Here is a 21,653-nt window from a genome sequence, read left to right as displayed (position 1 = left end):
ATTTTTAACTCTAATCGGATGATAAAACAACTAATTCACTATCTGCCCGACTCAATCCTGGATACCGTCAACGCCGAAAGCCTCGCAGAATTAGACCGGCGTAAACTGATGATCTGGGAAGAAGATGTACCCGTTGTAGAACCCGACGGCGAACACTCGGCATACCACTTGGCAGCGAAATTCCAGCAAATTACCCCAGAAAACATGCCGGAAGTGTTGAAGGCGATCGCCCAAATCTACACTCAATACGGCGACTGCCTAGCCCTCACCTACCTGATGGAAATCTCAGCAGAGTATTTTGGACTAATTGAGGAAGAAAACCAATGTACGACGACGATGTGAACTTTGAAGAAGAACTGCTGTTATCAGAAGCCGAAATCCGCCGCCGCCACAACCAACGGCGGCTTTTGCGGCGGAATGCACAGTTATTACAACAGGAGTTGGAACTAGAGGACGAATTAATCAGAGAGAACCCCGAATTTGCTCAAATGATCCACGATCTAAACGTGCTGGAATCACAAGCGGGGCATCGGGGTTTCGGTAGTGTGTTTGAGACTGGCGGTGAAAGTCAGAAGAAGTCGGTGTGGGGGCGGCTGTTTCCGGGGCTGGGTCACTAAGATACAAAGCTCTTAAGCATACCTAGCAGTTGATTAACTGGAGGAATGTTATACTCTAGCAACCCAATAGTAACGATAGTGTCTTCTAATTTGAGAAATTTCCAGCGATCGCCTGTAGTGACGGTTCCGTAAATTGTGGGAATAGGAGTTTGATTTTGTTGATTAAACTTTTGAGCAGCAATCATAGACGCAATACACTGTCCTAACCCTGCATTTAAATCTTCTCTTTTGGCTTCCACTATTACCACTGCTGGAGCCTCAATAAATAATTGTTCCGTTGATTTACTAATGAGAAAATCACAAACTCCGTTTAGCCCAACAGAAGAATCAACAGTGAAATCTGTGCCGGAAAATAAGCTAATTTGGTTAGGTAATATATCTTTGATTTCTAAAACAACTGGAGATATCAACCATTCGGATCTAGCTTTTTCAGTATTCACTGCTAGAGCTAATGGTAAGTGTTTTTCTAAAAATGTCGATAAAAAATCACTTGGAGTTATAGGTTCAATTTCCTCAAAAAAGGTGGGACGCTCAACTATGGTGAGGTTAAATTCGGTTTTCACTTTTTTGAGGGTGAAATCACTGTAAGACATAAGTTTACTTGATTATACAACCCGTCCCTACCAATATTAACGCCTGCATAACAAAGAATAGCTACGCTAAATATTTTTAAAAAAGACAGTATAACTAAAAGGAGAACTCATGTCCAAACAAAGACCCGATCTACATTACGATTATTTGGATAACGAGGGCGAAAGTTGGCTTTGGATTGCGGAATTGACAGAACCAGGACTTCCTGAACCCCATTGCTATTCACTGGTTTTTGATGCTAGAGGTCAAGAAGCCATACCGTTAATTCAAGCATTTGATTCTTTATCTGGTGTAGAAGCACAAGAATATGCCAAAAAATTAGCTTATGGCTAATCCCAAGTAATTTTCAATGCGAGACAGTTTCGGCTGTTTTTTTCTTCGAGAGGTATTAAGGTATCGAATTTGACATACTCACCGATCTGAAGGTGCGGTGATTCTTGACGGCTCACAGCAACTAGCTACTCTTCGTAGTCTTATGGTCGCTCCCCGTCCGCTTAAGGTCGTGCCGATGCCCCATGCCGACCATTTCTATATTTCGGGATGCGTTCTCATCCCTGTCTTGTTCAGTACCACAACTCAAGCACAGCAATGAGCGAACAGACAAATCAATCTTGCCCCAGCGATACCCACAGCAAGAACAAGTTTGGCTAGTAGGTTCCCATCTACTAATTACCCTGAAATCCCGATTAAGTTTTTCAGATTTAGCCTCACAAAATACCCGAAATTCTCTCCATCCCTGCAAGCTAATCACTCTTGCTAACTTACGATTCTTGACCATTCCTGATACATTCAAATCTTCCAAAACAATAGTTTGATTCTCGCTAACTATTTTGGTTGATAACTTGTGTAAGAAATCTTTACGGGTATCTGCAATATGTAGGTGTTGTTTAGCAATTCTTAATCTGGTGACTTCACGACGTTTAGAGCCTTTCTGTTGTCTTGCTAACTTGCGTTGTAGTTTACGAATTTTGCGGTCTTTCTTTGAGTAATCAGGGCTTATTGCCTTATCCCCATTACTCATAACCGCAAAAGTTGTGATTCCCAAGTCGATACCAATGCTTTGATTTTTGGCATCAATATTGATTGGTTCAACCTCTACAACAAAACTAAGAAAATAGCGATTAGCGCAATCCTTTATGACCGTGATAGATGTAGGCGATGCTGGTAATTCTCTCGACCAAATAGGCTTAACATTACCAATTTTGGCTAAATATACTTCATATCCCTTGATTGAGAACCCACCAATTCTAAATCGTGCTGATTGTCGTGCGGACTTTTTTTTAAATTTAGGACTACCGACCTTTTTACCTTTTCGCTTACCCTTGAGAGAATCAAAAAAGTTTTTGTAAGCAACTCCCAAATCAGCAACAGATTGTTGCAACGGAATGTTAGAAACATCAGACAACCATGAACGTTCCAATGTCTTTTTAGCTTGGGTAATCACCAACTTTTGCAAGTCATTGTTACTTGGTAGCTTTTCGGACTGCTTGCAGATAGCTAGAGCATCATTCCAAACTACGCGAACACAACCAAACAACTGAGCTAAAAGCCGTTGCTGTTGGTCTGTTGGGTAGAAACGGAATTGATATCTAGCTTTCATAGATAATGTATAATTGGTCTGTAAGAGTATTATACATTGGCATACAAGAAGTGACAAGCCAGTTCCGTAGAGAAAGACATAGCGTCACAGATTTAAAAATTCATTTGGTCTGTGTTACCAAATATCGTAGGTCTGTATTCACAAAAGAAAGTCTTGAATTAATTGATAAAACGTTTAGAGAAGTAGCCGAAAAGATGGATTTTCAAGTAATTGAATTTAATGGTGAAGATAATCATGTTCACGCGCTTATTGAATATCCACCTAAATTGTCTATCTCTCAAATAGTTAATGCTTTGAAAGGTGTTTCTAGTCGCAGATATGGACAAGCAGGATATAAAAAGCCCCACAAAGAAGCCTTGTGGAGTCCCAGTTATTTTGCTGTGTCCGTAGGAGGTGCGCCATTAGAGATCCTAAAGGAGTACATCAGAAATCAAGAAAAGCCGTCGTAGAACGACGGGGCTTGTATCCCATTCTTTTGGTCAAGGGAGGGACAATCGCACTCCCAGTCATAAAATCAAATTAAACCGTATGATCATCTACAAATATGCCCAAACTCAAGATTCAAGAATATATAGCCAAATACAGGGCTGAATTCCCAGATGGGAGAATAAATCGTGAACTACCCGCACCAACAGATACGATCTCTGTAGTTTCCGACCCCGAAAACTGGCATTGTTACCCTGATAATGTAGTCAGGATTTATTTGTCTAACTACGGGCAAGAGGTCTGGGTAATGGGCGTAGGAGATTATCAGCACCCAACCATTTGTAACCTAGTTTTTGAAGAATTAGACGACGCTTGCAGCTTTATTGCTAATCGTCCTGATGAAATTTCAAAGCAATGGCTTGTTGAAAATGGATTTGATTTTTTAGAAATTCCTATATCAAAGGCTGAGCGTATTGATTAAAAAAATTGTTTTCTAAATTAGTAGCAAGCGCATTTCTATTGATTGTATTTAATTTCTCAAGTTATACTAAGCAATTCTCGCTTTTTTCGTACAATTCCATTTCATTTTAGAAAAGGAGCCAGTTTTTATTACAATCCATTTTGGCTTTCTAGTTTGATTAACTATCCCACTTATATAGTTATCGGCATATCGAAAAGCCGCTTCTTTATCATATTTAGCTATATTCAGTGCTTGCAACAATACTTCTAAAGGAAGTGCAACTTGTGTAAGTTTTTCGGCTAATATTACTGACTCTTCTTCTGTCGCTGCTACTGCCGTTTCTAAAGCCTCAAAATTTATTTGCTCATTTGCACGGATATTTAACATTGCAATATCATTCATAAATGTACCTTGGTAACTTTCACAATGCAGTTTTACCTAAACACACCGTTCAATCAATCCGTGTTTGTGCGGGAATTGCTCATAAGCTATCTTCATGAATCCGCACATTTGCTGTGCGATCGCTTTTGTGTGTTGGCACAGTTATCGCTTGTTGATTCGCAATTTTTCAATTCTTCCTATGAAAGGTGTGCCAGCAATTATCATAGATAAATATCTAGCTTAAGTTTTGTTGCTACTCTTGATGCCATCTACAATATATATTTGTGATGAATTCGGTGCTGCTATCTAATTACAGTTGATAATGAACAGATTAACCCTGTCCAAACTCAAAAATATTGCTGCTCAAAAAGGTTACGAAGTTAGATTTTGTCAGGGCGGCTACAAGCTGTTTAAACAAGTTGCTGATTTTGATTCTTTGTCGGAAGCTGAAGAATTTTTCACTCAAGAAACATCATCACCAACACCTCCATCATCTAAACCATTAAAGCCACCAGTACCACTACCACCACCTCCAGTACCACAGTATGACCTGACGATTGTTTGGCAGGAAGTTTTGCCTCAAATTAGCAACATTCCAACGAGGGCATTAATTGGGCAAATGTGTTCTTTAGTTTCTTTTGATGGTCAGTCTGCCTCTATAAAATGTAAAAGTTCTTGGCACGATAAAATCACTACTCGATTGCCCCAACTGCAAGCTGCTTTTCAAAATATATTTGGTAGAGATATTCATCTGACGTTGTTAAAAGATGCTCAACAGCCAACAAAATCCAATTTTCTACCAATCACCGAAACCATAGTTCATCCACCAGCACCACCTCCTCCTCAAACACTAAAAATGCCTCATAAAGGTAGCTATTCACAATTATTGCGTGCGGGAAAATATCGCCTACTGATAGTTGATGAAATTATTGCTCAAGGCTATCCTCAATTAGATGGCAGAAAATACTTCGATATTCTCAAAACAGTCTCCTTGGCAAAGATACTTGATTTTTACCAATTATCTATAGGGATGAAGCTATCTATCTCGGTTCCTTTTAATAGAGATGAATGTTGGTTATTAAATTTTGAGGTGATCAGTTTAGCAATTCAATCGTTGAAAGATGGTAATTATTTATATATTGTGTTGCAGCCCATATCACGCTTAACAGCCGCAGATCATTACTTACCTATCCAAACTGAAGATATTTTTTGAATCAGCTTAATGCACAATCTTTAAATACTAGGAAGTTTTGACCTTTTTGAATTTTGAATTGGAACAACGAAACTTGACAGTACAGGAATATAATATTCAGGTATGATTGACGATAATGTAGCAAGACTTGGATTAAAACATGAACTCTTGTCTCAAATAGGAGCATTAAGTTTACAACAAGCTTTGTTTCCGTTAAAACAAGAATCGATTGATACAATTGTGCAGCAGTTAGAGAAAATTAATCCTTTAGTAAATCCATTAAACATTAGTAATCTTTCTTGCTTAAGTGGTAACTGGCAATTAATATATGCCTCCAATGGAACTGTAGTAACACGTCCTTTAGCCTCTATTTCAGATTTTTTTGGAGCAATCAAAATCAAACGTGTGTGGCAGAATTTGCTTGTTCAAGAACCAGGAAAAATTGCTGCTATTAATGCGGCTGAATTTGAATTATTTTTAGTAGGACAGCTACAGTTATCGGTTGATGGAGTATGGAAATGGGAGCAAGATGAACAAGTGGCGAAGGTGAGTTTTGATGCTTTTTCTTGGAGAGCAACAAAACTTTTGGGTATATCCACTCAAAACTTTCCTGTATTGACACTGCCGATATTAGAATTTTGGCGAAATGAGGCTTTATGGCGAACCTCCTATTTAGACTCTGATATAAGAATAGGACGAGGTGTAACAGGTAATTTATTTGTTTTTCAGCGTGAGGAATCAGCCAATTTTATCGGTCAAATTTGAGAAAGACGCACCAATTCGGCTCTTTCTTCCTGGCAATCTCAAATTCACTCAAAAGTATTCGCGCGTGTCTTAATGTCATGTGTAATCTGTACAGCCTGGTATATCGTCCTAATCCCGCTAATCGATCCAGATATGACAAGTAATAGTTATAGGAAAACTCTCAACACAAAGTTCAAAAAACTTTATGTGATCCTGAATCTATTAAAACAAACTCAATAGTCAATTTAAGTAATGCTATGAAAGAAATAGCAAAGCCATTCGATCATGAAAAAACTGCTTAAACGGATTTTTAAACTAATCAAGCAAATTTTTCAGCAGTTCTCATATAATGAACAACCTACTATTCCTTCCAGTGATCGCCCATTAGAAATTCCTGCCATTATTCCTCCCATTCCCACTTTCACTCCCCAGTGGCAGAATGGTTTGATACTCGTTTGTTCCCAGTGTGCAGCCGAGAAATTTTCTGACAGTTATCACCAAGTAAGATCAGGTACAACAGCTTCCGAAGAACTACAGAAATGGCTGAAGTCTCAACTCAAATTAGATGGATTGTGGGGAAAATATCGAGTTGTTAGCTTGAACTGACAGAAGCCTCTCACCTACCCGTTCACGAAGTGTTCCCGAAGGGTAGGGAGGTGATGAGATGGACACTTTGCTCAAGTCGGCAGAGCCGCCCACGCAAGTGTCCTCATGAATGGCAGGCTAATTGACGACAATCTTCCGACCGATGCCGATAGGCAAGGGAGGAAGATATGGAGGAAACTTTTGACCTCTGGAACGGGGGATAAAGCCTGTCGCCCAGATGTAAGTCGGAGCAGGGGAGGACGCAAGAAATCCACTACTGCGCTTTCTGTTGGGCAGGAAGCCTACACTGTACCGCAAGGTCAGTGTAGGTAGTTCACTACCAGTTGTTTAGGAGTTTGCCCAAAAGAAAGTGTTGCCATTGTTTTTTATCATCATGCAGTAGGTCAACAATGCTTTATTATCTCTAGCCATAGCGAACGAGAAATTCTCTACTCTTATATCAAACGCATCAATCATTGATACCAGGGTAAATTTTCTTAGACAATTAGAAAGCCTTCTACCGTACCTGTAATAAAACTATCATCAATTGAACGCCACAACAGGTCGAAAAATTCTCAGCCGTAAATAAGCTTGCTCGATTTTTTTCTTATTTGTATTTTTTTTATCAAAAATTAATTTAAATATGTAGTCCTATAGTATTTTAACTAGCCAAATAAATTTAAATTAAAAGATTTTTAACGAATGAGTTTTGAACTTGTCTCTTTAAAACTACCGGTACGTCCAAATGACCTCGATAGTTTAGGTCATGTTAACAATGCTACTGTTTTAGAGTATTTAGAAACGGGACGTTGGGATTGGTTGAAGCACCATAACATAAATATCAAACAGAAAATTGTTCCAGTTGTGGCTCGGATTGAAGTTAATTATCGTAAGGAAATTATTCTGGAGAATGTGATTGTCAACACTAAGTTAGATCAATCAAATCAATCATCACTCTACCAAGCCAATTTTTGGCAGTCAATTGAGGTGATCAAAGAAGGGAATTCCTTAGTTGCTGTTGAAGCTCGTATTCAAGTAGTATTTATTGATTCCACAGAGCGCACTTTGCGAACGCTACAAGAATTTCTAGAAGGAGCAACTCAACTAATTTAAATAATTAGACTTAGTAACTTGTTTGAATCATTTTGTCTAATCTGGCTTCATGCCAACAATGGTTGATGAATTAGATTTGCAAGTTCTCATCAATAAACTTTTGAGTAAACTGTAAAAAATTCTCTGCAATGGCTGTTAAACTATCTTGCTGCCAAATCAAAGCAGTTTCGATTACAGGTACTTGTCCTACTATAAAACGATAAACTACACCAGACCTTTGAAGGTTGTGTAGAGAAAATGGTACGATTGCCACACCAATTTGCGCCGATACTAATCCAATAATTGTTTGCATTTGAATCGCCTCCTGAACAATGTGAGGTTTGAAGTCTCCTTTCTGAAAAAGACCCATAACTAGATCGTAAAGTCCTGGTGCTAGATAGCGAGGAAACATGATTAAGGGTTCACTTAATAGCGATTCCACTGAAATATGTTCTTTTTGAGCCAATGAATGAGTCGAAGGCAAAGCTACGACTAGGCTTTCACTTTGAATGCAACTATAAGATAAAGTGTTATCCACTAATGGTGGATGAGCAAAACCCAGATGAATTCGGGAATCTTTGAGTGCTTGCTCCTGTTGACTGGTGGTTAGCTCTAGTAAAACTAATTCTACTTCTAAAAATTGCTGGCGAAATTCTCGCAAAATCAAGGGTAACAGATCGTAAATTGCCAAACTAGTAAATCCTATTCTCAGTTGACCTGTTTGCCCTTTTCCAATTCTTTGAGTCAGTGCTACTGCTGTTTCTAATTGCTGAAGTAATCCATAAGCCTCTTGTAGAAAAACTTTGCCGGCTTCTGTTAGCTGTACTTGTCGTTTAGTCTTGCGATGAAACAGCTTTACTCCTATTTCTGCTTCTAGTTGCTGGAGTTGTTGGCTCAGAGGCGGTTGAGCTATATGCAATCTCTGAGCAGCTTTAGTGAAATGTAGTTCCTCAGCTACAGCAATAAAGTAACGCAAGTGCCTTAATTCCATCTTTTTTAATATTTTATAAGTCTTAATTACTAATAAATATATATTGGACATCTCAAAAATATCTACATATCATACTCATACAGAGATTTGTTCCAGCTTTGAGTAATGAATAAAACAACAATGTCAGAGAATTTGAGAAGCCGGATTGTAACACAGGGTGTACAGCGATCGCCAAATCGAGCGATGCTCCGGGCTGTTGGGTTTGAAGATGCCGATTTTAACAAGGCAATTGTCGGTATTGCCAATGGTTACAGCACTATTACCCCTTGCAATATGGGGATAAATAAATTGGCACAAAGGGCAGAAGCTGGTATTAAAGTTGCTGGAGCAATGCCGCAAATCTTCGGGACAATTACTATCAGTGATGGGATTTCAATGGGAACAGAAGGGATGAAATATTCCCTGGTGTCGAGAGAAGTGATTGCCGATTCCATTGAAACTGCTTGTACTGGACAAAGTATGGATGGCGTATTGGCAATTGGTGGTTGTGATAAAAATATGCCAGGCGCAATGCTGGCGATTGCCCGGATGAATATTCCCGCGATTTTTGTCTACGGTGGTACAATCAAACCCGGACACTACAACGGTCGTGATTTAACTGTAGTCAGTTCCTTTGAAGCGGTGGGACAATACAGTGCTGGCAGAATTGACGAAGCTGAATTAACAGCCGTTGAACAAAACGCTTGTCCGGGTGCGGGTTCCTGTGGTGGGATGTACACAGCTAACACCATGTCTTCGGCATTTGAAGCAATGGGGATGAGTTTACCTTATTCTTCCACAATGGCTGCCGAAGATGCCGAAAAAGCCGACAGTACGGAAAAATCGGCGTTTGTGTTAGTCGAAGCTATTCGTAAGCAATTATTACCGCGCCAGATTATCACCCGCAAATCTATAGAAAATGCTATTTCAGTAATTATGGCGGTTGGTGGTTCTACAAATGCAGTATTGCATTTTTTGGCGATCGCCCGTGCGGCTGGTGTGGAATTAACCATCGACGACTTTGAAATTATCCGTGGTCGCGTGCCTGTATTGTGCGATTTAAAACCCAGTGGTAAATATGTAGCTACAGATTTACACAAAGCTGGCGGTATTCCCCAAGTCATGAAAATGCTGCTGGTACATGATTTGCTACATGGTGACTGTATTACCATCACTGGTCAAACCATCGCCGAAGTACTTGCCGATGTGCCGAATGAACCCAGCTCTGACCAAGATGTAATTCGTCCTTGGGATAAACCGATGTATGCTCAAGGTCACTTGGCAGTTCTTAAAGGTAATTTGGCTACTGAAGGCGCTGTGGCTAAAATTACCGGGGTGAAAAAACCAGTCATCACTGGCCCCGCCAGAGTATTTGAATCGGAAGAATCTTGTTTAGATGCGATTTTAGCAAGCAAAATTCAAGCTGGTGATGTGATTGTGATTCGTTACGAAGGCCCCAAAGGCGGCCCAGGAATGCGGGAAATGTTAGCGCCTACCTCGGCAATTATTGGTGCGGGTTTGGGTGATTCTGTGGGGTTAATTACCGATGGACGTTTCTCCGGTGGGACTTATGGGATGGTAGTTGGTCACGTTGCACCAGAAGCAGCTGTGGGTGGAGCGATCGCCTTAGTCGAAGAAGGTGATAGCATCACCATTGATGCACCATCACGGCTATTGCAGCTAAATGTTCCTGATGAAGAATTAGCCCGTCGCCGTGCCAATTGGCAACCCCCAGCCCCACGTTACACTCAAGGTGTATTGGCGAAATATGCTCTTTTAGTTTCCTCTAGTAGTTTAGGTGCTGTCACTGACTTGAATTTGTTTCGTCGATAAGCACAAAATTAGATATCTTTTACTACTTCCCAACTTTACAACTCAAAATCCAGGCTGAATGTTTTACCCTCAGTATCTTCTTGTTCAGAGTAGGTCGATACAGTAATAGACTGTTGGGAATCTCCCGAATTAAGCTCTATTCCGTTGAAATCGGACGTATAAGCTATTGGTTGCTGTGTAGTTAACACTCCTTTTTTAAATGCAAAATAGCAATCAATCATAAAGTGAAGCGTCTCCAAATAGCTTTTATCTAATTGTTTTGCCTCTGCTATTATGCGTTGACGATAACTATTTCTAATGCGTACTTTATCTGAAACATCATCTTGATTATTGAGCATGGTTTTTTCCTGCTAGTTTTTTAAGCATTTTTGTTGACTATCGCTTTTGCCATTTCTAGTAATCCCGCAGCATTAGCCTCTACTGGATTGTCCAGGACTTTAAACCCATTTTTCTCTAAAAGCTTTTTAAACCCTGGCAATAGACAGCCACCACCAATTGCCCAGATTTCATCACCTTGGTGTTTGGCATCCAACGCCATACCCACTACTTTTTTCAAATACTTCTCATACCAATCTTTAAAACAAGCTGTGTACACATCTTTAATATCAATGTCACGGCTATATCTGGTGTGTCCCATCTCCAGGGCATACCGTACTTTCGATGGATCTCCTAGCTTGCCACCATTGAGATGTTTCATTTTCTGGGCAATTTCATCGATGAGAACTTCTACACCCACAGGGTAAGGAGTGTGTACTTCCCGCTTGCCTTGGGTGTATCGAGAATACAGTGTTGTGCCATTACCAAAGTCGATAACTGTTAATTTCTTCGGTAATGCTTGGCCAAACAATGCCCCCATTCCTTCGGGAACAACTTTCAGGACTTCTACTTTTACCTCTGAGGGTTTGCCAGCCAGGACAGCGTGGTATTCTCCATTGAGTACTTGGGTTAAGTCTTTTGCTAGAGCGACATCATGCAAGCTGACGACTAACTTTAAATGCCAAGCTTTGCGGTGTGGCAAATGTGCTAATGCTCCCAATAGCGTTCTCAGGGCATTCTTTACCTTATTATCATTGCTATCAGTGTTGCGTTCAAAATGATCTCCGGCTCGGAATGCAGATTCTCCAACTGTGTATGCTGTCCCATCAAATTCGACTCTACCTGGAACGTCTTCCATATCTGCTGTGGAAATGTAGCTAGGAACTCTCACCACCTCAAAGCCATCGACTAACAGCTTCAAGCTACCGTAGCCATTGTCAAAGCCGGCTGGAAAAATTTTTTGCAGTGCGTGGACATTCGTCATGTTGCTTTGCTCCAATTCAAAAAAGTCATTGATGTTAATTGCGGCATAAAATCAGGGCTTTTTGAGGATACCCTAAATGGGGGTCAAATGTAACCTATATGACCCCCATTTAGCCCCCATCTGTGAATTTTAATTGTTGGGGGTTATATGACCCCCATTTGACCCCTATTTGTAGTTTTGGATTTTTTATTAACGGTACTGATTTTTAGTAATTTTAAAAAATTGATTTGGGGAACAAATAATTTTAGCTTGAACAGCAAGAAGCCTCACACTTACCGCGATAGCGGAAGTGTTGAGATGAATTGCGCGTGAGTTGACGACAGTTTCCCGACGGCAGTTGCTAACATGGTAAGCAGTCAATACAATATCCTCAAAATGTCAAAATTGCTGATAATTCTGTAGGTCTTCCAAAAATAGGAGATGTAACAGCAATCATTCATAGACCCATTGAAGGGAAAGTTAAGACTGTAACCATATCCAAAAACTTCTCTAATCAATACTTTGCGGCTATTCTTTTTGATGATGGTAAAGAAAAACCAGAATTAAATACAGAAGGTAAAGCGATAGGTATTGACTTGGGATTAACCCACTTTGCTGTTACCAGTGATGGTTCAAAGTTTGACAATCCTAAAATACTCAATAAGCATGAGAAGAATTTAAAACTTAAACAACGGCAACTATCTAAGAAGCAGAAAGGTTCTAACAACCGTGTTAAAGCTCGAAAGAAAGTTGCTAGAGTTCACAGAAAAATAACTAACTGCCGTGAGGATTTTCTGCTGCTTTCACTACACCCTACCCCCTATACCCTACACTCTGCTCTTGATAGGTGATATGGCGCACAAATTATTGCGTGATGGCAAACTTTAGGGATACACAAGAAAGTTTCCCTTATGCTTCACAGAATATTATTTGCCAATATAAGCAGCAGTTAAGGCTTATCAGATTATTACTTGCCAACTGGTTCAGCCTTTTCTACCGAGTCATCATTTAATCCGAAAGTTAACTCCAACGGAATTCGGAACGGGTAAGCCTTCACTACCTGCCGATAAACATCATAGTTTGTAGGCAGTGTTTTCTGTTGCTCACCTGCTCCATAAGTAATTTGATATTTTACCGTTTTCTGTAGTTCTGGTTTGCCTGCTTCTTCTTGAGGTTTTTTGCGTTGTTCTACTTCATCAATGCTTGGGCGTAGTGGCACAATTGGCCACCATAGTCCTTGATCGTCGGGGCCAATAACTGCTCCTGCTGGTTTCAATCCATTCCGATTCAGTACTGATGCAGTGCCAAAGCTTTCAATCCTTGGCTGTGGTGCATTAGTTAAATTATTGGCATACTTTACTTGCCAGATATAACTGGTAAGTGCTGTCGCTTCGTACTGCTCAACACTAGTGGTACTGCAACTTGTCAGGCTCAGGGCTGTTAGTACAGTTAGCTGTGCAGTTAAACAGGTTAACTTTGGCATTATTAATGGGTGGCTATGTCTGCCAATTTATTCTTAAGTTCGATAGTACTATCATCCCTTCCACAGTGAAGGGATTGCTGCTATCTACTTTTAATGATATCGCTGAGTCTGTTTTTGACTGCTGATCTATTACTTGGATTTAGCAACTAATTTCGCTTAACGAGAGACTTTGAGCGATCAATCACTCCTTCTAAAAGTTATTGGCACGTTTCTTTATCCACAAATTGAGCAATCACTCTATCTCTACACTGTTAAGCTTGATGCTGGCTTAGGTTCTCTATTTCAGCTAATTTTTTTTGCAAAATTATTTTTAGTTCTTGAAGCTGCTCAGTACTTGCCTGAATTAATGATGTTTCTGATAAATTACTGATTTTTTGAATTATAGATTTGACTTCTTTGGATTCTGATTTTGTTGTTGTTAAGTATTTAGCTTTAACTTGCTTAATAAGTTCGCGTGTTTCTGGTACTGTAAGATTTTCTGCTAAAACTTTTTCTGTGATTTTAGTTCGTTCTTTTTGAGCCTTTTCTTCAGATATGTCTAAAGCTTTTGCAGATAAAGTTGCTAGTGCCAAAGCGTGCGCCCCTTTCAATCCGTTATAGCGAATTGCCTTTTTTAAATCATCAGGTAGGAACAGCATCGGTAAAAGATTAGATTTTACTGAAGCAGGGTTCAATCCTAACTCTAACAATCCTAAAAACAAACTTTGTTCTTCACCTATTACATTTAAAGTTTCTAATCCTAACTTTTGTTGCTCTAAGTCCAAAGCAACTAATTTTGTCAACTCTTTACTCTTCCCATCACGTTCTATACGTTTAAGCACAGTTGCTAGTACTGTAGAAATTTCTTCTAAATCCAATTCTGTTGCTTTATTTAGTTCTTGAACAATAGCTTCAGCTTTGTCTAAGGGGTTTAAGTCTTCAAATCCGAGAAAAGTAATGAGAGATGATTGTGTTAAATCTTTGGGCATTGGAACAATAACAGCCCGGATAGACTTCCATCCTAATAGCTTTGCCCCTTCAGTACGCAGTTGCCCATCAAGCAGTATGTAACGCCCATTTTTTTGGGCTACAAGAATGATAGGAGTAATCTGCCCGTGTTTTTTTAATAGTCGTGCTTTTGCTTGAATTGATTCTACAGTAATTGTTTGTCTTGGTTGATTGGGATTAGGATCAATTAATTCCAGATCAATTTCCACTTCTCCAGAATGATTCCGCAGTTTTTCTCGCAATAACTGTAACTCGTTCTCAAGTTCAGGAGCTTGCTTGATTCTTAGCTGTTCTACTTCTGCTTGCAATTGAGCAATTTTTTTTTCTTGCTCGGTTTTTTGAACTGCCCCTTTGAATTTTTCCCCTATTTGTGGTAGTGCTTTCGGCATAGAAGTTCCTCACTTACTTTTGATTAATTCAACCACATCATCTGCAATTTGCTTAAAATCTTTACAAGCTGGATGTTTATTTCGATATTTATGCAGAGGTAATCCATGTGCGCTGGCATTTTTAAACTCATTAGAACTACGAATTTTTGGATACAATTTAACATTTAATTGTTCTGCAATTGCTGGCAGTTGTGAGTAGTACTGCCTGTGCATTGCTATCGCCTCATCATACATACTTGGCACGAAACCCATGATAGAAGGCTTAGGATCTAACTGTAGTTCTTCAGATGTATTGATACACCATTCAACTAACTCTGCGGCACCTGAAATCGCCTTCATTTCAAGCTGTATCGGCACTAAAAGATGAGTGGCGGCTGCTAAAGCATTTACATTCAGCATTCCCAAAGTAGCTGGACAATCTATAATTACCACATCATGGGGTAAAGGATATTTGTGCAGTCTATCCGCTAAGGTATATTCTCCTCGTTTACGAATTACTAAATCATTGCCTGTATCCGCTAGTAATGGATGTCCTTGACAAACTTCTATTCTTGCCTCATCCCATGCTGATTCTAAAACCCAGTCCCCCTTAAAATCCTTTGCTAAAACTTTAACCATTGTGTTTTCTGCATCGGCTGCTTCTAAACCACAAAAAACATCAAGCGATCTCTGTGGATCTAAATCTAGCAATGCTACCTTGTGTTTACGCTTACTAACTTCATAAGCTAGATGTACAGATAAAGTACTTTTACCGACACCACCAGCATTCGCCAAAACCGCAATAACTACTTGTGCCATCAAAAACCTCGCCATACATAACTATGGGATTGATTTACAATAATTGCCTTAACGTTCACGTCTTTAGGCAAATATCATACATTCATTCTTTGTTTGATTGATTTTAAGTTTTAGCAAATATCAATCTCTACATCAAATAAAATGTCGAATTTTAAAATCCGACATGTTTATAAGAAATTAAGCTTTATAAGCCTTGAGAAAAACGATCACACTTTGCCAGTCAAATGTCTGGTTCAGCAAGTACTGGGTGAAAGCTGCTTTGAGCTTTTCTAATTCTTCCAATGTGAGTTTTTCTCCCACACGTTGTGCATAACTCGGTTGATTTCCTTTATTAGCAAACAAACGCTCCAGAAAAGCATTACTGATGTGCATTTGCGTTGAATTTTGTTCAACTACAATATCTACTGTCAACCCTGTTGATACAAAAGCATCACGTAAGTCATCTGCATCCCAGTTAAGCATGGGGTCTGATTGATTAGCGTACATTGCTTCTTCTGCGTCAACTAATCGTTTGTACAGTGAAGCATCTACCAAGCGTGGCTGAAGTAAGCGATATAACCTTTGAGTGTAACGTGGTACAGTCTCAGCAAGTACCAGCTTTCCCCCTGATGGTATTAGTTGAGATAAAGTTTGGGCAGCTTGTAATTTTTCAGGCTCCGTCATCAAGGCATTTCGCCCCATGATGCAATCGAATTGTACATTTGCTGCTTCCTGGACTAATACCGCAGGTAGTTGGGAGATTGGCACAGTCAAAATGACCGGACGCATCAGGTGGGGTAGTGCTGCTGCTTGCTCTTGTAGCGCATTAGCATCTGTATTTGTGCGAACACAAGCATATACTCCACCTTCTGGAACTTGCCGAATTGCTTCCCAAGTCAGTAAACCTGTGCCAGCGTTAATATCTAACACTAAATGATGCCGTTGCAATTTTGCTAAATCAAAAATCCGTTCTCTAACGTTTGCTAACTGAGTACCTACTTGCGAAAGTACTCGCTGCAACCAACGCTCACTAGCTTTGTCACTACTTCCATAAGTCAGGATCTCTAATGGTGCAACAGAACTATCTTCCATTAATGCAGCTAGTTGGGCTTCTCGACGACGCAAGACTTGGGTGCTAATTTCTTTTTCTTTGCCTTGGGCTGATGGTTGATAGAATACTTGCCCTTGCAGACTGGCTGGTAAATATTGTTGTGCTACCCAGTGATCTCGGTATGCGTGAGGGTAAAGATAACCTTGCCCATGTCCAAATCCTTTCTTATCTCGATTCGCATCCTTCAAATGATTCGGTACTTCTTTCTCTTTTTCTTGCTCTACTGATGCTAGTGCATCAAAAAAGCCCATGATGCTGTTTGACTTCGGCGCAGTTGCTAAATATAGGGCTGCTTGTGCTAAATGATAACGTCCTTCTGGCATCCCCACTCTGTCATAAGCTTCATTGCAAGCATTGACAACGACAATCGCGTTGGGGTCAGCTAACCCTACATCTTCACTCGCTAAAATTAACATCCGGCGAAATATAAACCTGGGGTCTTCTCCCGCATAAACCATTTTCGCCAACCAGTACAGTGCCGCATCCGGGTCAGAACCTCGCAAGCTTTTGATAAACGCACTGATTGTATCAAAGTGGACATCACCTTCTTTATCATACAACACGGCACGCTGTTGAATTGACTCTTCCGCTACTGCCAAACTAATCTGTATAACTCCTTGTGCGTTGGCTGGCGTTGTCTCCACAGCTAATTCCAAGGCGTTCAATAATGAACGAGCATCCCCATTGGCGACGTTTACCAAGTGTTCTAACGCTTTATCCTCAAATTCTACTAATAGCTTTCCATAACCGCGTTCGCTGTCAGTTAGCGTTTGCTGAACAATTTTGTACAAATCTTGGTCGTTTAATTGCTTTAATTGAAAAATCCGCGAACGACTCACTAATGCTTTATTAACTTCAAAGTATGGATTTTCTGTAGTAGCACCAATTAAAATTACCGTTCCATTCTCTACCCAAGGCAACAGTGCATCTTGCTGGGACTTGTTAAAACGATGAACCTCATCTACAAACAAAATCGTCCGTGAAGAGTACATTTTTCGCTGTTGCTGTGCCGTTTCTATCGCAGCACGAATTTCTTTAACTCCTGACAATACCGCATTAATCGCAATAAAATGGGCGATCGTTGTATTCGCTATCACTCTTGCCAATGTCGTTTTTCCTGTCCCTGGTGGGCCGTAGAAAATTACTGACGATAGTTGGTCTAAACTAATGGCACGTCGTAATAACCTCCCTGGGCCAATAATATGATCTTGACCAACAAATTGCTCTAGTGTCAAAGGACGCATCCGTGCCGCTAATGGTGCTTCAGTTTCTTCGATTTTTTTGAGATGTTGGTCAAACAAGTCCATTTCTTACTTGGTAATCATCTTGAGCTAATAAATCGCCACTACCCCTCTGTGCAAATTTTAACGCAACCACGATAATTAGCCTGAAATTTTAACGCATCATAATGCACATTGAAATACTGTTAAACTCAGCACATCAAACCAAGTACTCTCGCATCTGCGACTGGCTGCCATGCAACACTTTTATTGCTCGATTCTGAGCTGTCCTGACTTTCGATTCTTTAATGTTGAGCTTCTGAGCAATTTGTTTCGTTGTCAGCTTGTCAACACTACCCAAACCAAAGCGAAACATCAGCACTTGTTTTTGTATTGGCTTAAGCGTTATCAAAGAATTCGCCAATTCTTGCCGCAGAAATCCTTCGTCTAGGTACTCATCTGGGGAAGTGCTATCGGCAGGCAGAATCTCCAAAAAGTTAACTTCATCCTCTTGCCCCATCGGCCGATCTAAAGATAGCGGTTGACGAAAAGCTATCAAACATTCTCTCACTTGCATTGGCTGAAGTTCAACAGTTTCTGCTATCTCTGCAATTGTAGGATATCGCCCCAACATTCTCGTCAAGTCTCGCTGTACTTTTTTAAGTTTAATCAAGCGATCTTTCATTTGGCTTGGCGTTCTGATCGTGGTCGATTTATTAGCTATTGCCTTTGTAATTTCCTGTCGAATCCACCAATACGCACAGGTTGAGAACTTGTACCCGCGATTTGGGTCAAATTTCTCAACTGCTTTTTGCAATCCTATCGACCCTTCTTGTACTAAATCCAGAAATTCTAGATGACTCCACCGATGCTTTTTGGCGATTGCCACCACAAGCCGTAGATTAGCCGCAATCATCTTTTCTTTGGCTTTCTGTCCTAACCGCAGAATCTGGGATACTTCAGTTTCGCTTTTTCCCAGATCAGCAGCTAGTTCTGACAAGGCTGGCTGATGATGTAACCGCAATTCGAGAGCTTCTTTGTGTTGATTTATTACCATCATCTGCTGCACCTGTCGCGCCAAAGTAATCTCTTGCTCTGGTGTCAGCATTGGATATTTAGAGATTTCTCGTAAGTAGATGCCTACGCTATCTGGCTGGAGGGACATTCTTTCTCTCTTTCTCTAAAAACAGAGATCGCCTCACGAAGACTTTTGAAAATCCACATCACTTCGATAAACTTTAGCCCTGGGCTTACCTTTCTTAGCAGGTGTAGCCACAGAGGATTTCTTCGGCGGCCCTGGAGGACGACAGGTTTCGCAGTATAAAGGGCGTGGGCCATACGTCTCACGAGAAGTTGTTTGTTCGCACTGTTTGCAGACGAAGTTGAATGTGCGCGTGTGTATCAGTCGTTTGTGCGCTCGGACTGTGTATTCTTGGACTTGAATTTCTTTGCTTGCCATTAGTTGGTGTGAACTCTAAAAAGTGAATAATCTAGAAGCCAAAATTAGCAGGAGATTTAGAAAATATGACAGTTGTATTCTTGAAACGACAAGTTTATACTTAGTTCTCAACAGTTATTAGTTATTAGTGAACAGTTCTAAATCACTACTTAACACTGAGTACATAGCACTTTGCTGTCTTTGGAGAGAGCGATCACATATCACTAAACTCTGGCTGCTGATTAATTAATAGACTTTTTTCTCAAACAATGACAACTGCCCAGGCGAAACGTTGCCGCGTCCAAAACGATGATAATAAAGGTGGCAGCCACTGCATAGGCAAACTAAGTTTTCCAGGCGATTATCAGACGGATCTCGATTCCAATGGTGTACTTGCAGTGTGTAAGCTTTGCGCTCAGAAAAAGTTAAATGAGGTGCTTTTTCTTCAGGACGCAAGCATAAGCGATCGCACCGAGTACAACGCCAATTACAAGCATCTTTGAGTGCTGTGGCAATTTGTTTCCAGTCCGGTGGATAGATACCCTGGCTCATAACAGTGTTCTGAGTTGCTGATGAGATTGCTAAATCACTGATTAACCATAATTTGATTATGGATTTACAAACTCGTCAAGAGAAAGAAACTCTTTTAACTACTCAGCAAACATATAACTGAATACAAGAGCAAGCCTTAACTATTCATAATTAAGGTAGAAAAACCCAAAAACGTTTGAAGTGCGTTAGCTCATAGGAGGCTTAAGGGGTGTGGTTCTGGGAACAAGACTCGATAGAGTACGAAATATTCAAAATCTACGAACGAGCGTTAGCCACTCTGGGTGTTAATTTCTCAAACGAAGAAGTTCAAAATGCGCTTGAAGCTTGTACATACGACTTAGAAGATGCACTCAGAAGTTCTATCAGCTATATGCTGTGGCTACATGAAAATAACAAAGAAATGTTTCCCAACCGGATTTTGGTTAGGGCATTGCAAGAACAATGGAAGCCGATGGTCTGGCGTGATGAGTATTTAGAGTTACCAATGCTAGAATCGCCTGGACAGAGGTGGTGGAAGACAGCAGAGAAAATCTGGGGTTACGATGTACGCAATCGAATAGTTGCTGATGTGTTTTATGATGACGGTGCAGAATTTATCAAGTTTACTAACGGCAAAGAAATAACAGTCGAGACCGCATGGCGTTGGGAATGGGAACGAGTTCTCAAATATGCCAGTAGTTGAGCGTACACAATTAAAATCCTTAGATAACTAAACAGTTAACTCTAACGGCTTGATTCCTTGACGCAACTGAATCTGCCGCAATAGCCAAGACTGGCGAATAAATTGTCGTAGCACAGGCGGTAGCTTACTGATTGCCCATCGCAGTAATGCACTTTTGCCTAATAGTTCAGCTTGTCCTGCTTCTTGAGCTTGAAGTCGCTGCACACGCACAATCTCTGGCTCCCTTTGTGCTTGAATTTCAGGTAAAACTGCATCAATATTGGACTGCTGCAACTTCGTCGAGAGCAAGACAGGGACTAAATGGTTGGCGGCAACAATCACATCTCGTAAAGCCATGTTGATTCCCTGGGCGCGAATGGGTGACATCGGATGAGCTGCATCTCCCAAAAGTAATAATCCTGGCACGTACCAGCGTGGACAACGCCCGACTACCACCGACAACAGTACTGGTCGCTCAATGGTGTGCTGATTTTGCTTTATCTGTTCTGCTATACCAGGAGGGGATACTGACACTAGCATCTTAGGCCAATCAACTTGCCGCCAATCACTGCCAGCACCCTCACCCAGCGACCAACCTAATTGTAGATTCCCTTCTGCTCCCTGGAACAAACCAAACGCATGAGTAACATTCACAATTGAATAAAATATACTCTCCAATCCAACATCAGAACTACTTGCTAATTTGAACCAGAGAACATCAAAAGTTTTAGAATAATGCTCCAAAGATAAATTCGCTCGTTGTCGAACAACAGAATTACGACCATCTGCACCGATAACTAAGTCAGCATCAATATTACGCTCATCACTAAGTTTTACACCTCCCACCCGTTGCTCATTCCATAACAAGTCTTTTACACTCACACCTTGTATGAACTCGAAATTAGAATAGTTGGTTGCTTCGGCGATGAGAGCTTCCAGTAGAGATGGCTGTGAGACAAGCGTTGTTGACCTCTCACCAGTTTGAAATGGTTCCTGGGCGCGAAACAAAAACTGATTGTCGATGAAAAACTCCCAAGCATCTAACGCACGATGAGGAATACTTTCCAAGATGGGCAACAGTCCCATTTGTGCCAGCGCATCTAATCCGCTTGGCATTAACCCTTCACCGCGAAAAATGCGGTGGAAGTTACGCGATGCTTCAACTAATTTAACTTCAATGCCGCGTTTGGCAAACAAAACTGCTAACGTTGCCCCAGTAGGCCCTGCCCCAACAATCACAACTTGAGACATAACTTTTTTGTGAA

At 40.6% G+C, this 21,653-nt stretch carries 26 protein-coding genes and 1 pseudogene; 13 read left to right on the top strand and 14 right to left on the bottom strand.

The genetic code is table 11. The features are described from left to right. Window positions 1–108 precede the first annotated feature (108 nt). Both H6G75_RS20610 and H6G75_RS20605 read left to right on the top strand, forming a co-directional pair. Complete coding sequence (locus tag H6G75_RS20610; RefSeq protein WP_242051594.1) at window positions 109–342, top strand: hypothetical protein; 234 nt, start codon at window positions 109–111, stop codon at window positions 340–342. Beyond that, on the top strand, window positions 324–617 hold the full coding sequence (locus tag H6G75_RS20605; RefSeq protein WP_190981850.1) for a hypothetical protein: 294 nt from the start codon (window positions 324–326) through the stop codon (window positions 615–617). The genes H6G75_RS20610 and H6G75_RS20605 overlap by 19 nt, the downstream gene beginning before the upstream one ends. Here the strand turns inward: H6G75_RS20605 and H6G75_RS20600 are convergent. Then, entirely contained in the window at window positions 614–1,210 is a 597-nt protein-coding gene (locus tag H6G75_RS20600) for a hypothetical protein (RefSeq protein WP_190981849.1), read from the bottom strand. The genes H6G75_RS20605 and H6G75_RS20600 overlap by 4 nt on opposite strands. 109 nt (window positions 1,211–1,319) lie before the next feature. Between H6G75_RS20600 and H6G75_RS20595 the strand changes: the two genes are divergently transcribed. Beyond that, on the top strand, window positions 1,320–1,541 hold the full coding sequence (locus tag H6G75_RS20595; RefSeq protein ID WP_190981848.1) for a hypothetical protein: 222 nt from the start codon (window positions 1,320–1,322) through the stop codon (window positions 1,539–1,541). A 121-nt stretch (window positions 1,542–1,662) separates the two neighbouring features. Here the strand turns inward: H6G75_RS20595 and H6G75_RS20590 are convergent, their stop codons facing one another. Continuing rightward, window positions 1,663–2,808, bottom strand: a complete 1,146-nt coding sequence (locus tag H6G75_RS20590) for an RNA-guided endonuclease TnpB family protein (protein WP_190981847.1) — start codon at window positions 2,806–2,808, stop codon at window positions 1,663–1,665. A gap of 5 nt (window positions 2,809–2,813) precedes the next feature. Here H6G75_RS20590 and tnpA point away from each other — a divergent pair, with 5 nt between their 5' ends. Then, complete coding sequence (gene tnpA, locus H6G75_RS20585; RefSeq protein WP_199337952.1) at window positions 2,814–3,257, top strand: IS200/IS605 family transposase; 444 nt, start codon at window positions 2,814–2,816, stop codon at window positions 3,255–3,257. Between the two features lie 95 nt (window positions 3,258–3,352). Further along, window positions 3,353–3,715 carry a hypothetical protein gene (locus H6G75_RS20580; RefSeq protein ID WP_190981846.1) on the top strand — a complete coding sequence of 121 codons (363 nt, stop codon included), beginning with the start codon at window positions 3,353–3,355 and terminating at the stop codon, window positions 3,713–3,715. 66 nt (window positions 3,716–3,781) lie between these two features. Here the strand turns inward: H6G75_RS20580 and H6G75_RS20575 are convergent, their stop codons facing one another. Then, the gene (locus tag H6G75_RS20575) at window positions 3,782–4,096 is read right to left on the bottom strand and encodes a hypothetical protein (protein WP_190981845.1); all 315 of its coding nucleotides are present in this window, start codon (window positions 4,094–4,096) and stop codon (window positions 3,782–3,784) included. A gap of 94 nt (window positions 4,097–4,190) precedes the next feature. Here H6G75_RS20575 and H6G75_RS33570 point away from each other — a divergent pair, with 94 nt between their 5' ends. From H6G75_RS33570 to H6G75_RS20555, 5 genes are all read left to right on the top strand, one after another. Further along, window positions 4,191–4,319, top strand: a complete 129-nt coding sequence (locus H6G75_RS33570) for a hypothetical protein (RefSeq protein ID WP_277884099.1) — start codon at window positions 4,191–4,193, stop codon at window positions 4,317–4,319. A gap of 78 nt (window positions 4,320–4,397) precedes the next feature. Beyond that, on the top strand, window positions 4,398–5,288 hold the full coding sequence (locus H6G75_RS20570; RefSeq protein WP_190981844.1) for a hypothetical protein: 891 nt from the start codon (window positions 4,398–4,400) through the stop codon (window positions 5,286–5,288). Between the two features lie 102 nt (window positions 5,289–5,390). After that, complete coding sequence (locus H6G75_RS20565) at window positions 5,391–6,032, top strand: PAP/fibrillin family protein (protein WP_190981842.1); 642 nt, start codon at window positions 5,391–5,393, stop codon at window positions 6,030–6,032. A gap of 264 nt (window positions 6,033–6,296) precedes the next feature. Continuing rightward, the gene (locus H6G75_RS20560; protein ID WP_190981840.1) at window positions 6,297–6,617 is read left to right on the top strand and encodes a hypothetical protein; all 321 of its coding nucleotides are present in this window, start codon (window positions 6,297–6,299) and stop codon (window positions 6,615–6,617) included. Between the two features lie 681 nt (window positions 6,618–7,298). Continuing rightward, window positions 7,299–7,709, top strand: coding sequence for a thioesterase family protein (locus tag H6G75_RS20555; protein WP_190981838.1), 411 nt, complete (start codon window positions 7,299–7,301; stop codon window positions 7,707–7,709). 70 nt (window positions 7,710–7,779) lie between these two features. Here H6G75_RS20555 and H6G75_RS20550 read toward each other — a convergent pair whose 3' ends face one another. Further along, on the bottom strand, window positions 7,780–8,679 hold the full coding sequence (locus H6G75_RS20550; RefSeq protein WP_190981836.1) for a LysR family transcriptional regulator: 900 nt from the start codon (window positions 8,677–8,679) through the stop codon (window positions 7,780–7,782). Window positions 8,680–8,799: 120 nt separating this feature from the next. Between H6G75_RS20550 and ilvD the strand changes: the two genes are divergently transcribed. Beyond that, complete coding sequence (gene ilvD, locus H6G75_RS20545) at window positions 8,800–10,491, top strand: dihydroxy-acid dehydratase (protein WP_190981929.1); 1,692 nt, start codon at window positions 8,800–8,802, stop codon at window positions 10,489–10,491. A gap of 35 nt (window positions 10,492–10,526) precedes the next feature. On the opposite strand, the gene H6G75_RS20540 is transcribed toward ilvD, so the two are convergent. Together H6G75_RS20540 and H6G75_RS20535 are read right to left on the bottom strand one after the other, a co-directional pair. After that, window positions 10,527–10,829, bottom strand: coding sequence for a hypothetical protein (locus tag H6G75_RS20540; protein WP_190981835.1), 303 nt, complete (start codon window positions 10,827–10,829; stop codon window positions 10,527–10,529). Window positions 10,830–10,849: 20 nt separating this feature from the next. Then, complete coding sequence (locus H6G75_RS20535; RefSeq protein WP_190981834.1) at window positions 10,850–11,791, bottom strand: ParM/StbA family protein; 942 nt, start codon at window positions 11,789–11,791, stop codon at window positions 10,850–10,852. A 344-nt stretch (window positions 11,792–12,135) separates the two neighbouring features. On the opposite strand from H6G75_RS20535, the pseudogene H6G75_RS20530 reads away from it, so the two are divergent. Further along, window positions 12,136–12,567, top strand: a pseudogene (locus H6G75_RS20530) (RNA-guided endonuclease InsQ/TnpB family protein); the annotation flags it as partial. Between the two features lie 170 nt (window positions 12,568–12,737). On the opposite strand, the gene H6G75_RS20525 reads toward H6G75_RS20530, so the two are convergent. The 7 genes from H6G75_RS20525 to H6G75_RS20495 all read right to left on the bottom strand — a co-directional run bounded on the left by H6G75_RS20525 (window position 12,738) and on the right by H6G75_RS20495 (window position 19,727). Then, window positions 12,738–13,253, bottom strand: coding sequence for a hypothetical protein (locus H6G75_RS20525; protein ID WP_190981833.1), 516 nt, complete (start codon window positions 13,251–13,253; stop codon window positions 12,738–12,740). 251 nt (window positions 13,254–13,504) lie between these two features. After that, window positions 13,505–14,548, bottom strand: coding sequence for a ParB/RepB/Spo0J family partition protein (locus tag H6G75_RS20520; RefSeq protein WP_313934877.1), 1,044 nt, complete (start codon window positions 14,546–14,548; stop codon window positions 13,505–13,507). 90 nt (window positions 14,549–14,638) lie between these two features. After that, window positions 14,639–15,427 (bottom strand): ParA family protein, encoded by a 789-nt coding sequence (locus tag H6G75_RS20515; protein ID WP_190981832.1) that lies wholly within the window; start codon window positions 15,425–15,427, stop codon window positions 14,639–14,641. 177 nt (window positions 15,428–15,604) lie between these two features. Further along, window positions 15,605–17,824, bottom strand: coding sequence for an AAA family ATPase (locus H6G75_RS20510; protein WP_190981831.1), 2,220 nt, complete (start codon window positions 17,822–17,824; stop codon window positions 15,605–15,607). Between the two features lie 133 nt (window positions 17,825–17,957). Beyond that, the gene (locus tag H6G75_RS20505) at window positions 17,958–18,902 is read right to left on the bottom strand and encodes an RpoD/SigA family RNA polymerase sigma factor (protein ID WP_190981830.1); all 945 of its coding nucleotides are present in this window, start codon (window positions 18,900–18,902) and stop codon (window positions 17,958–17,960) included. Between the two features lie 33 nt (window positions 18,903–18,935). Further along, window positions 18,936–19,196 carry a hypothetical protein gene (locus H6G75_RS20500; protein ID WP_190981829.1) on the bottom strand — a complete coding sequence of 87 codons (261 nt, stop codon included), beginning with the start codon at window positions 19,194–19,196 and terminating at the stop codon, window positions 18,936–18,938. Window positions 19,197–19,421: 225 nt separating this feature from the next. After that, on the bottom strand, window positions 19,422–19,727 hold the full coding sequence (locus H6G75_RS20495) for an HNH endonuclease (protein ID WP_190981828.1): 306 nt from the start codon (window positions 19,725–19,727) through the stop codon (window positions 19,422–19,424). Window positions 19,728–19,935: 208 nt separating this feature from the next. Here H6G75_RS20495 and H6G75_RS20490 point away from each other — a divergent pair, with 208 nt between their 5' ends. Then, a complete protein-coding gene (locus H6G75_RS20490) occupies window positions 19,936–20,409 on the top strand; it encodes a hypothetical protein (protein ID WP_190981827.1) in 474 nt (157 codons plus the stop codon). Window positions 20,410–20,436: 27 nt separating this feature from the next. On the opposite strand, the gene H6G75_RS20485 is transcribed toward H6G75_RS20490, so the two are convergent. Beyond that, the gene (locus tag H6G75_RS20485) at window positions 20,437–21,639 is read right to left on the bottom strand and encodes an FAD-dependent monooxygenase (protein ID WP_190981826.1); all 1,203 of its coding nucleotides are present in this window, start codon (window positions 21,637–21,639) and stop codon (window positions 20,437–20,439) included. Window positions 21,640–21,653: the final 14 nt, after the last annotated feature.

Source organism: Nostoc sp. FACHB-280 (assembly GCF_014697615.1).
Lineage (GTDB): Bacteria > Cyanobacteriota > Cyanobacteriia > Cyanobacteriales > Nostocaceae > Nostoc_B.
Note: the sequence above shows the minus strand (reverse complement) of the source record. Positions and strands in the feature narration are given on the sequence as shown.

What these genes read in the sequence shown, in the direction of transcription:
- H6G75_RS20610 (WP_242051594.1), top strand. Translation starts at nt 109, where the DNA reads ATGATCTGGGAAGAAGATGTACCCGTTGTAGAACCCGACGGCGAACAC.
- H6G75_RS20605 (WP_190981850.1), top strand. Translation starts at nt 324, where the DNA reads ATGTACGACGACGATGTGAACTTTGAAGAAGAACTGCTGTTATCAGAA.
- H6G75_RS20600 (WP_190981849.1), bottom strand. Translation starts at nt 1,210, where the DNA reads ATGTCTTACAGTGATTTCACCCTCAAAAAAGTGAAAACCGAATTTAAC.
- H6G75_RS20595 (WP_190981848.1), top strand. Translation starts at nt 1,320, where the DNA reads ATGTCCAAACAAAGACCCGATCTACATTACGATTATTTGGATAACGAG.
- H6G75_RS20590 (WP_190981847.1), bottom strand. Translation starts at nt 2,808, where the DNA reads ATGAAAGCTAGATATCAATTCCGTTTCTACCCAACAGACCAACAGCAA.
- tnpA (WP_199337952.1), top strand. Translation starts at nt 2,814, where the DNA reads ATGTATAATTGGTCTGTAAGAGTATTATACATTGGCATACAAGAAGTG.
- H6G75_RS20580 (WP_190981846.1), top strand. Translation starts at nt 3,353, where the DNA reads ATGCCCAAACTCAAGATTCAAGAATATATAGCCAAATACAGGGCTGAA.
- H6G75_RS20575 (WP_190981845.1), bottom strand. Translation starts at nt 4,096, where the DNA reads ATGAATGATATTGCAATGTTAAATATCCGTGCAAATGAGCAAATAAAT.
- H6G75_RS33570 (WP_277884099.1), top strand. Translation starts at nt 4,191, where the DNA reads ATGAATCCGCACATTTGCTGTGCGATCGCTTTTGTGTGTTGGCACAGT.
- H6G75_RS20570 (WP_190981844.1), top strand. Translation starts at nt 4,398, where the DNA reads ATGAACAGATTAACCCTGTCCAAACTCAAAAATATTGCTGCTCAAAAA.
- H6G75_RS20565 (WP_190981842.1), top strand. Translation starts at nt 5,391, where the DNA reads ATGATTGACGATAATGTAGCAAGACTTGGATTAAAACATGAACTCTTG.
- H6G75_RS20560 (WP_190981840.1), top strand. Translation starts at nt 6,297, where the DNA reads ATGAAAAAACTGCTTAAACGGATTTTTAAACTAATCAAGCAAATTTTT.
- H6G75_RS20555 (WP_190981838.1), top strand. Translation starts at nt 7,299, where the DNA reads ATGAGTTTTGAACTTGTCTCTTTAAAACTACCGGTACGTCCAAATGAC.
- H6G75_RS20550 (WP_190981836.1), bottom strand. Translation starts at nt 8,679, where the DNA reads ATGGAATTAAGGCACTTGCGTTACTTTATTGCTGTAGCTGAGGAACTA.
- ilvD (WP_190981929.1), top strand. Translation starts at nt 8,800, where the DNA reads ATGTCAGAGAATTTGAGAAGCCGGATTGTAACACAGGGTGTACAGCGA.
- H6G75_RS20540 (WP_190981835.1), bottom strand. Translation starts at nt 10,829, where the DNA reads ATGCTCAATAATCAAGATGATGTTTCAGATAAAGTACGCATTAGAAAT.
- H6G75_RS20535 (WP_190981834.1), bottom strand. Translation starts at nt 11,791, where the DNA reads ATGACGAATGTCCACGCACTGCAAAAAATTTTTCCAGCCGGCTTTGAC.
- H6G75_RS20525 (WP_190981833.1), bottom strand. Translation starts at nt 13,253, where the DNA reads ATGCCAAAGTTAACCTGTTTAACTGCACAGCTAACTGTACTAACAGCC.
- H6G75_RS20515 (WP_190981832.1), bottom strand. Translation starts at nt 15,427, where the DNA reads ATGGCACAAGTAGTTATTGCGGTTTTGGCGAATGCTGGTGGTGTCGGT.
- H6G75_RS20510 (WP_190981831.1), bottom strand. Translation starts at nt 17,824, where the DNA reads ATGGACTTGTTTGACCAACATCTCAAAAAAATCGAAGAAACTGAAGCA.
- H6G75_RS20505 (WP_190981830.1), bottom strand. Translation starts at nt 18,902, where the DNA reads ATGTCCCTCCAGCCAGATAGCGTAGGCATCTACTTACGAGAAATCTCT.
- H6G75_RS20500 (WP_190981829.1), bottom strand. Translation starts at nt 19,196, where the DNA reads ATGGCAAGCAAAGAAATTCAAGTCCAAGAATACACAGTCCGAGCGCAC.
- H6G75_RS20495 (WP_190981828.1), bottom strand. Translation starts at nt 19,727, where the DNA reads ATGAGCCAGGGTATCTATCCACCGGACTGGAAACAAATTGCCACAGCA.
- H6G75_RS20485 (WP_190981826.1), bottom strand. Translation starts at nt 21,639, where the DNA reads ATGTCTCAAGTTGTGATTGTTGGGGCAGGGCCTACTGGGGCAACGTTA.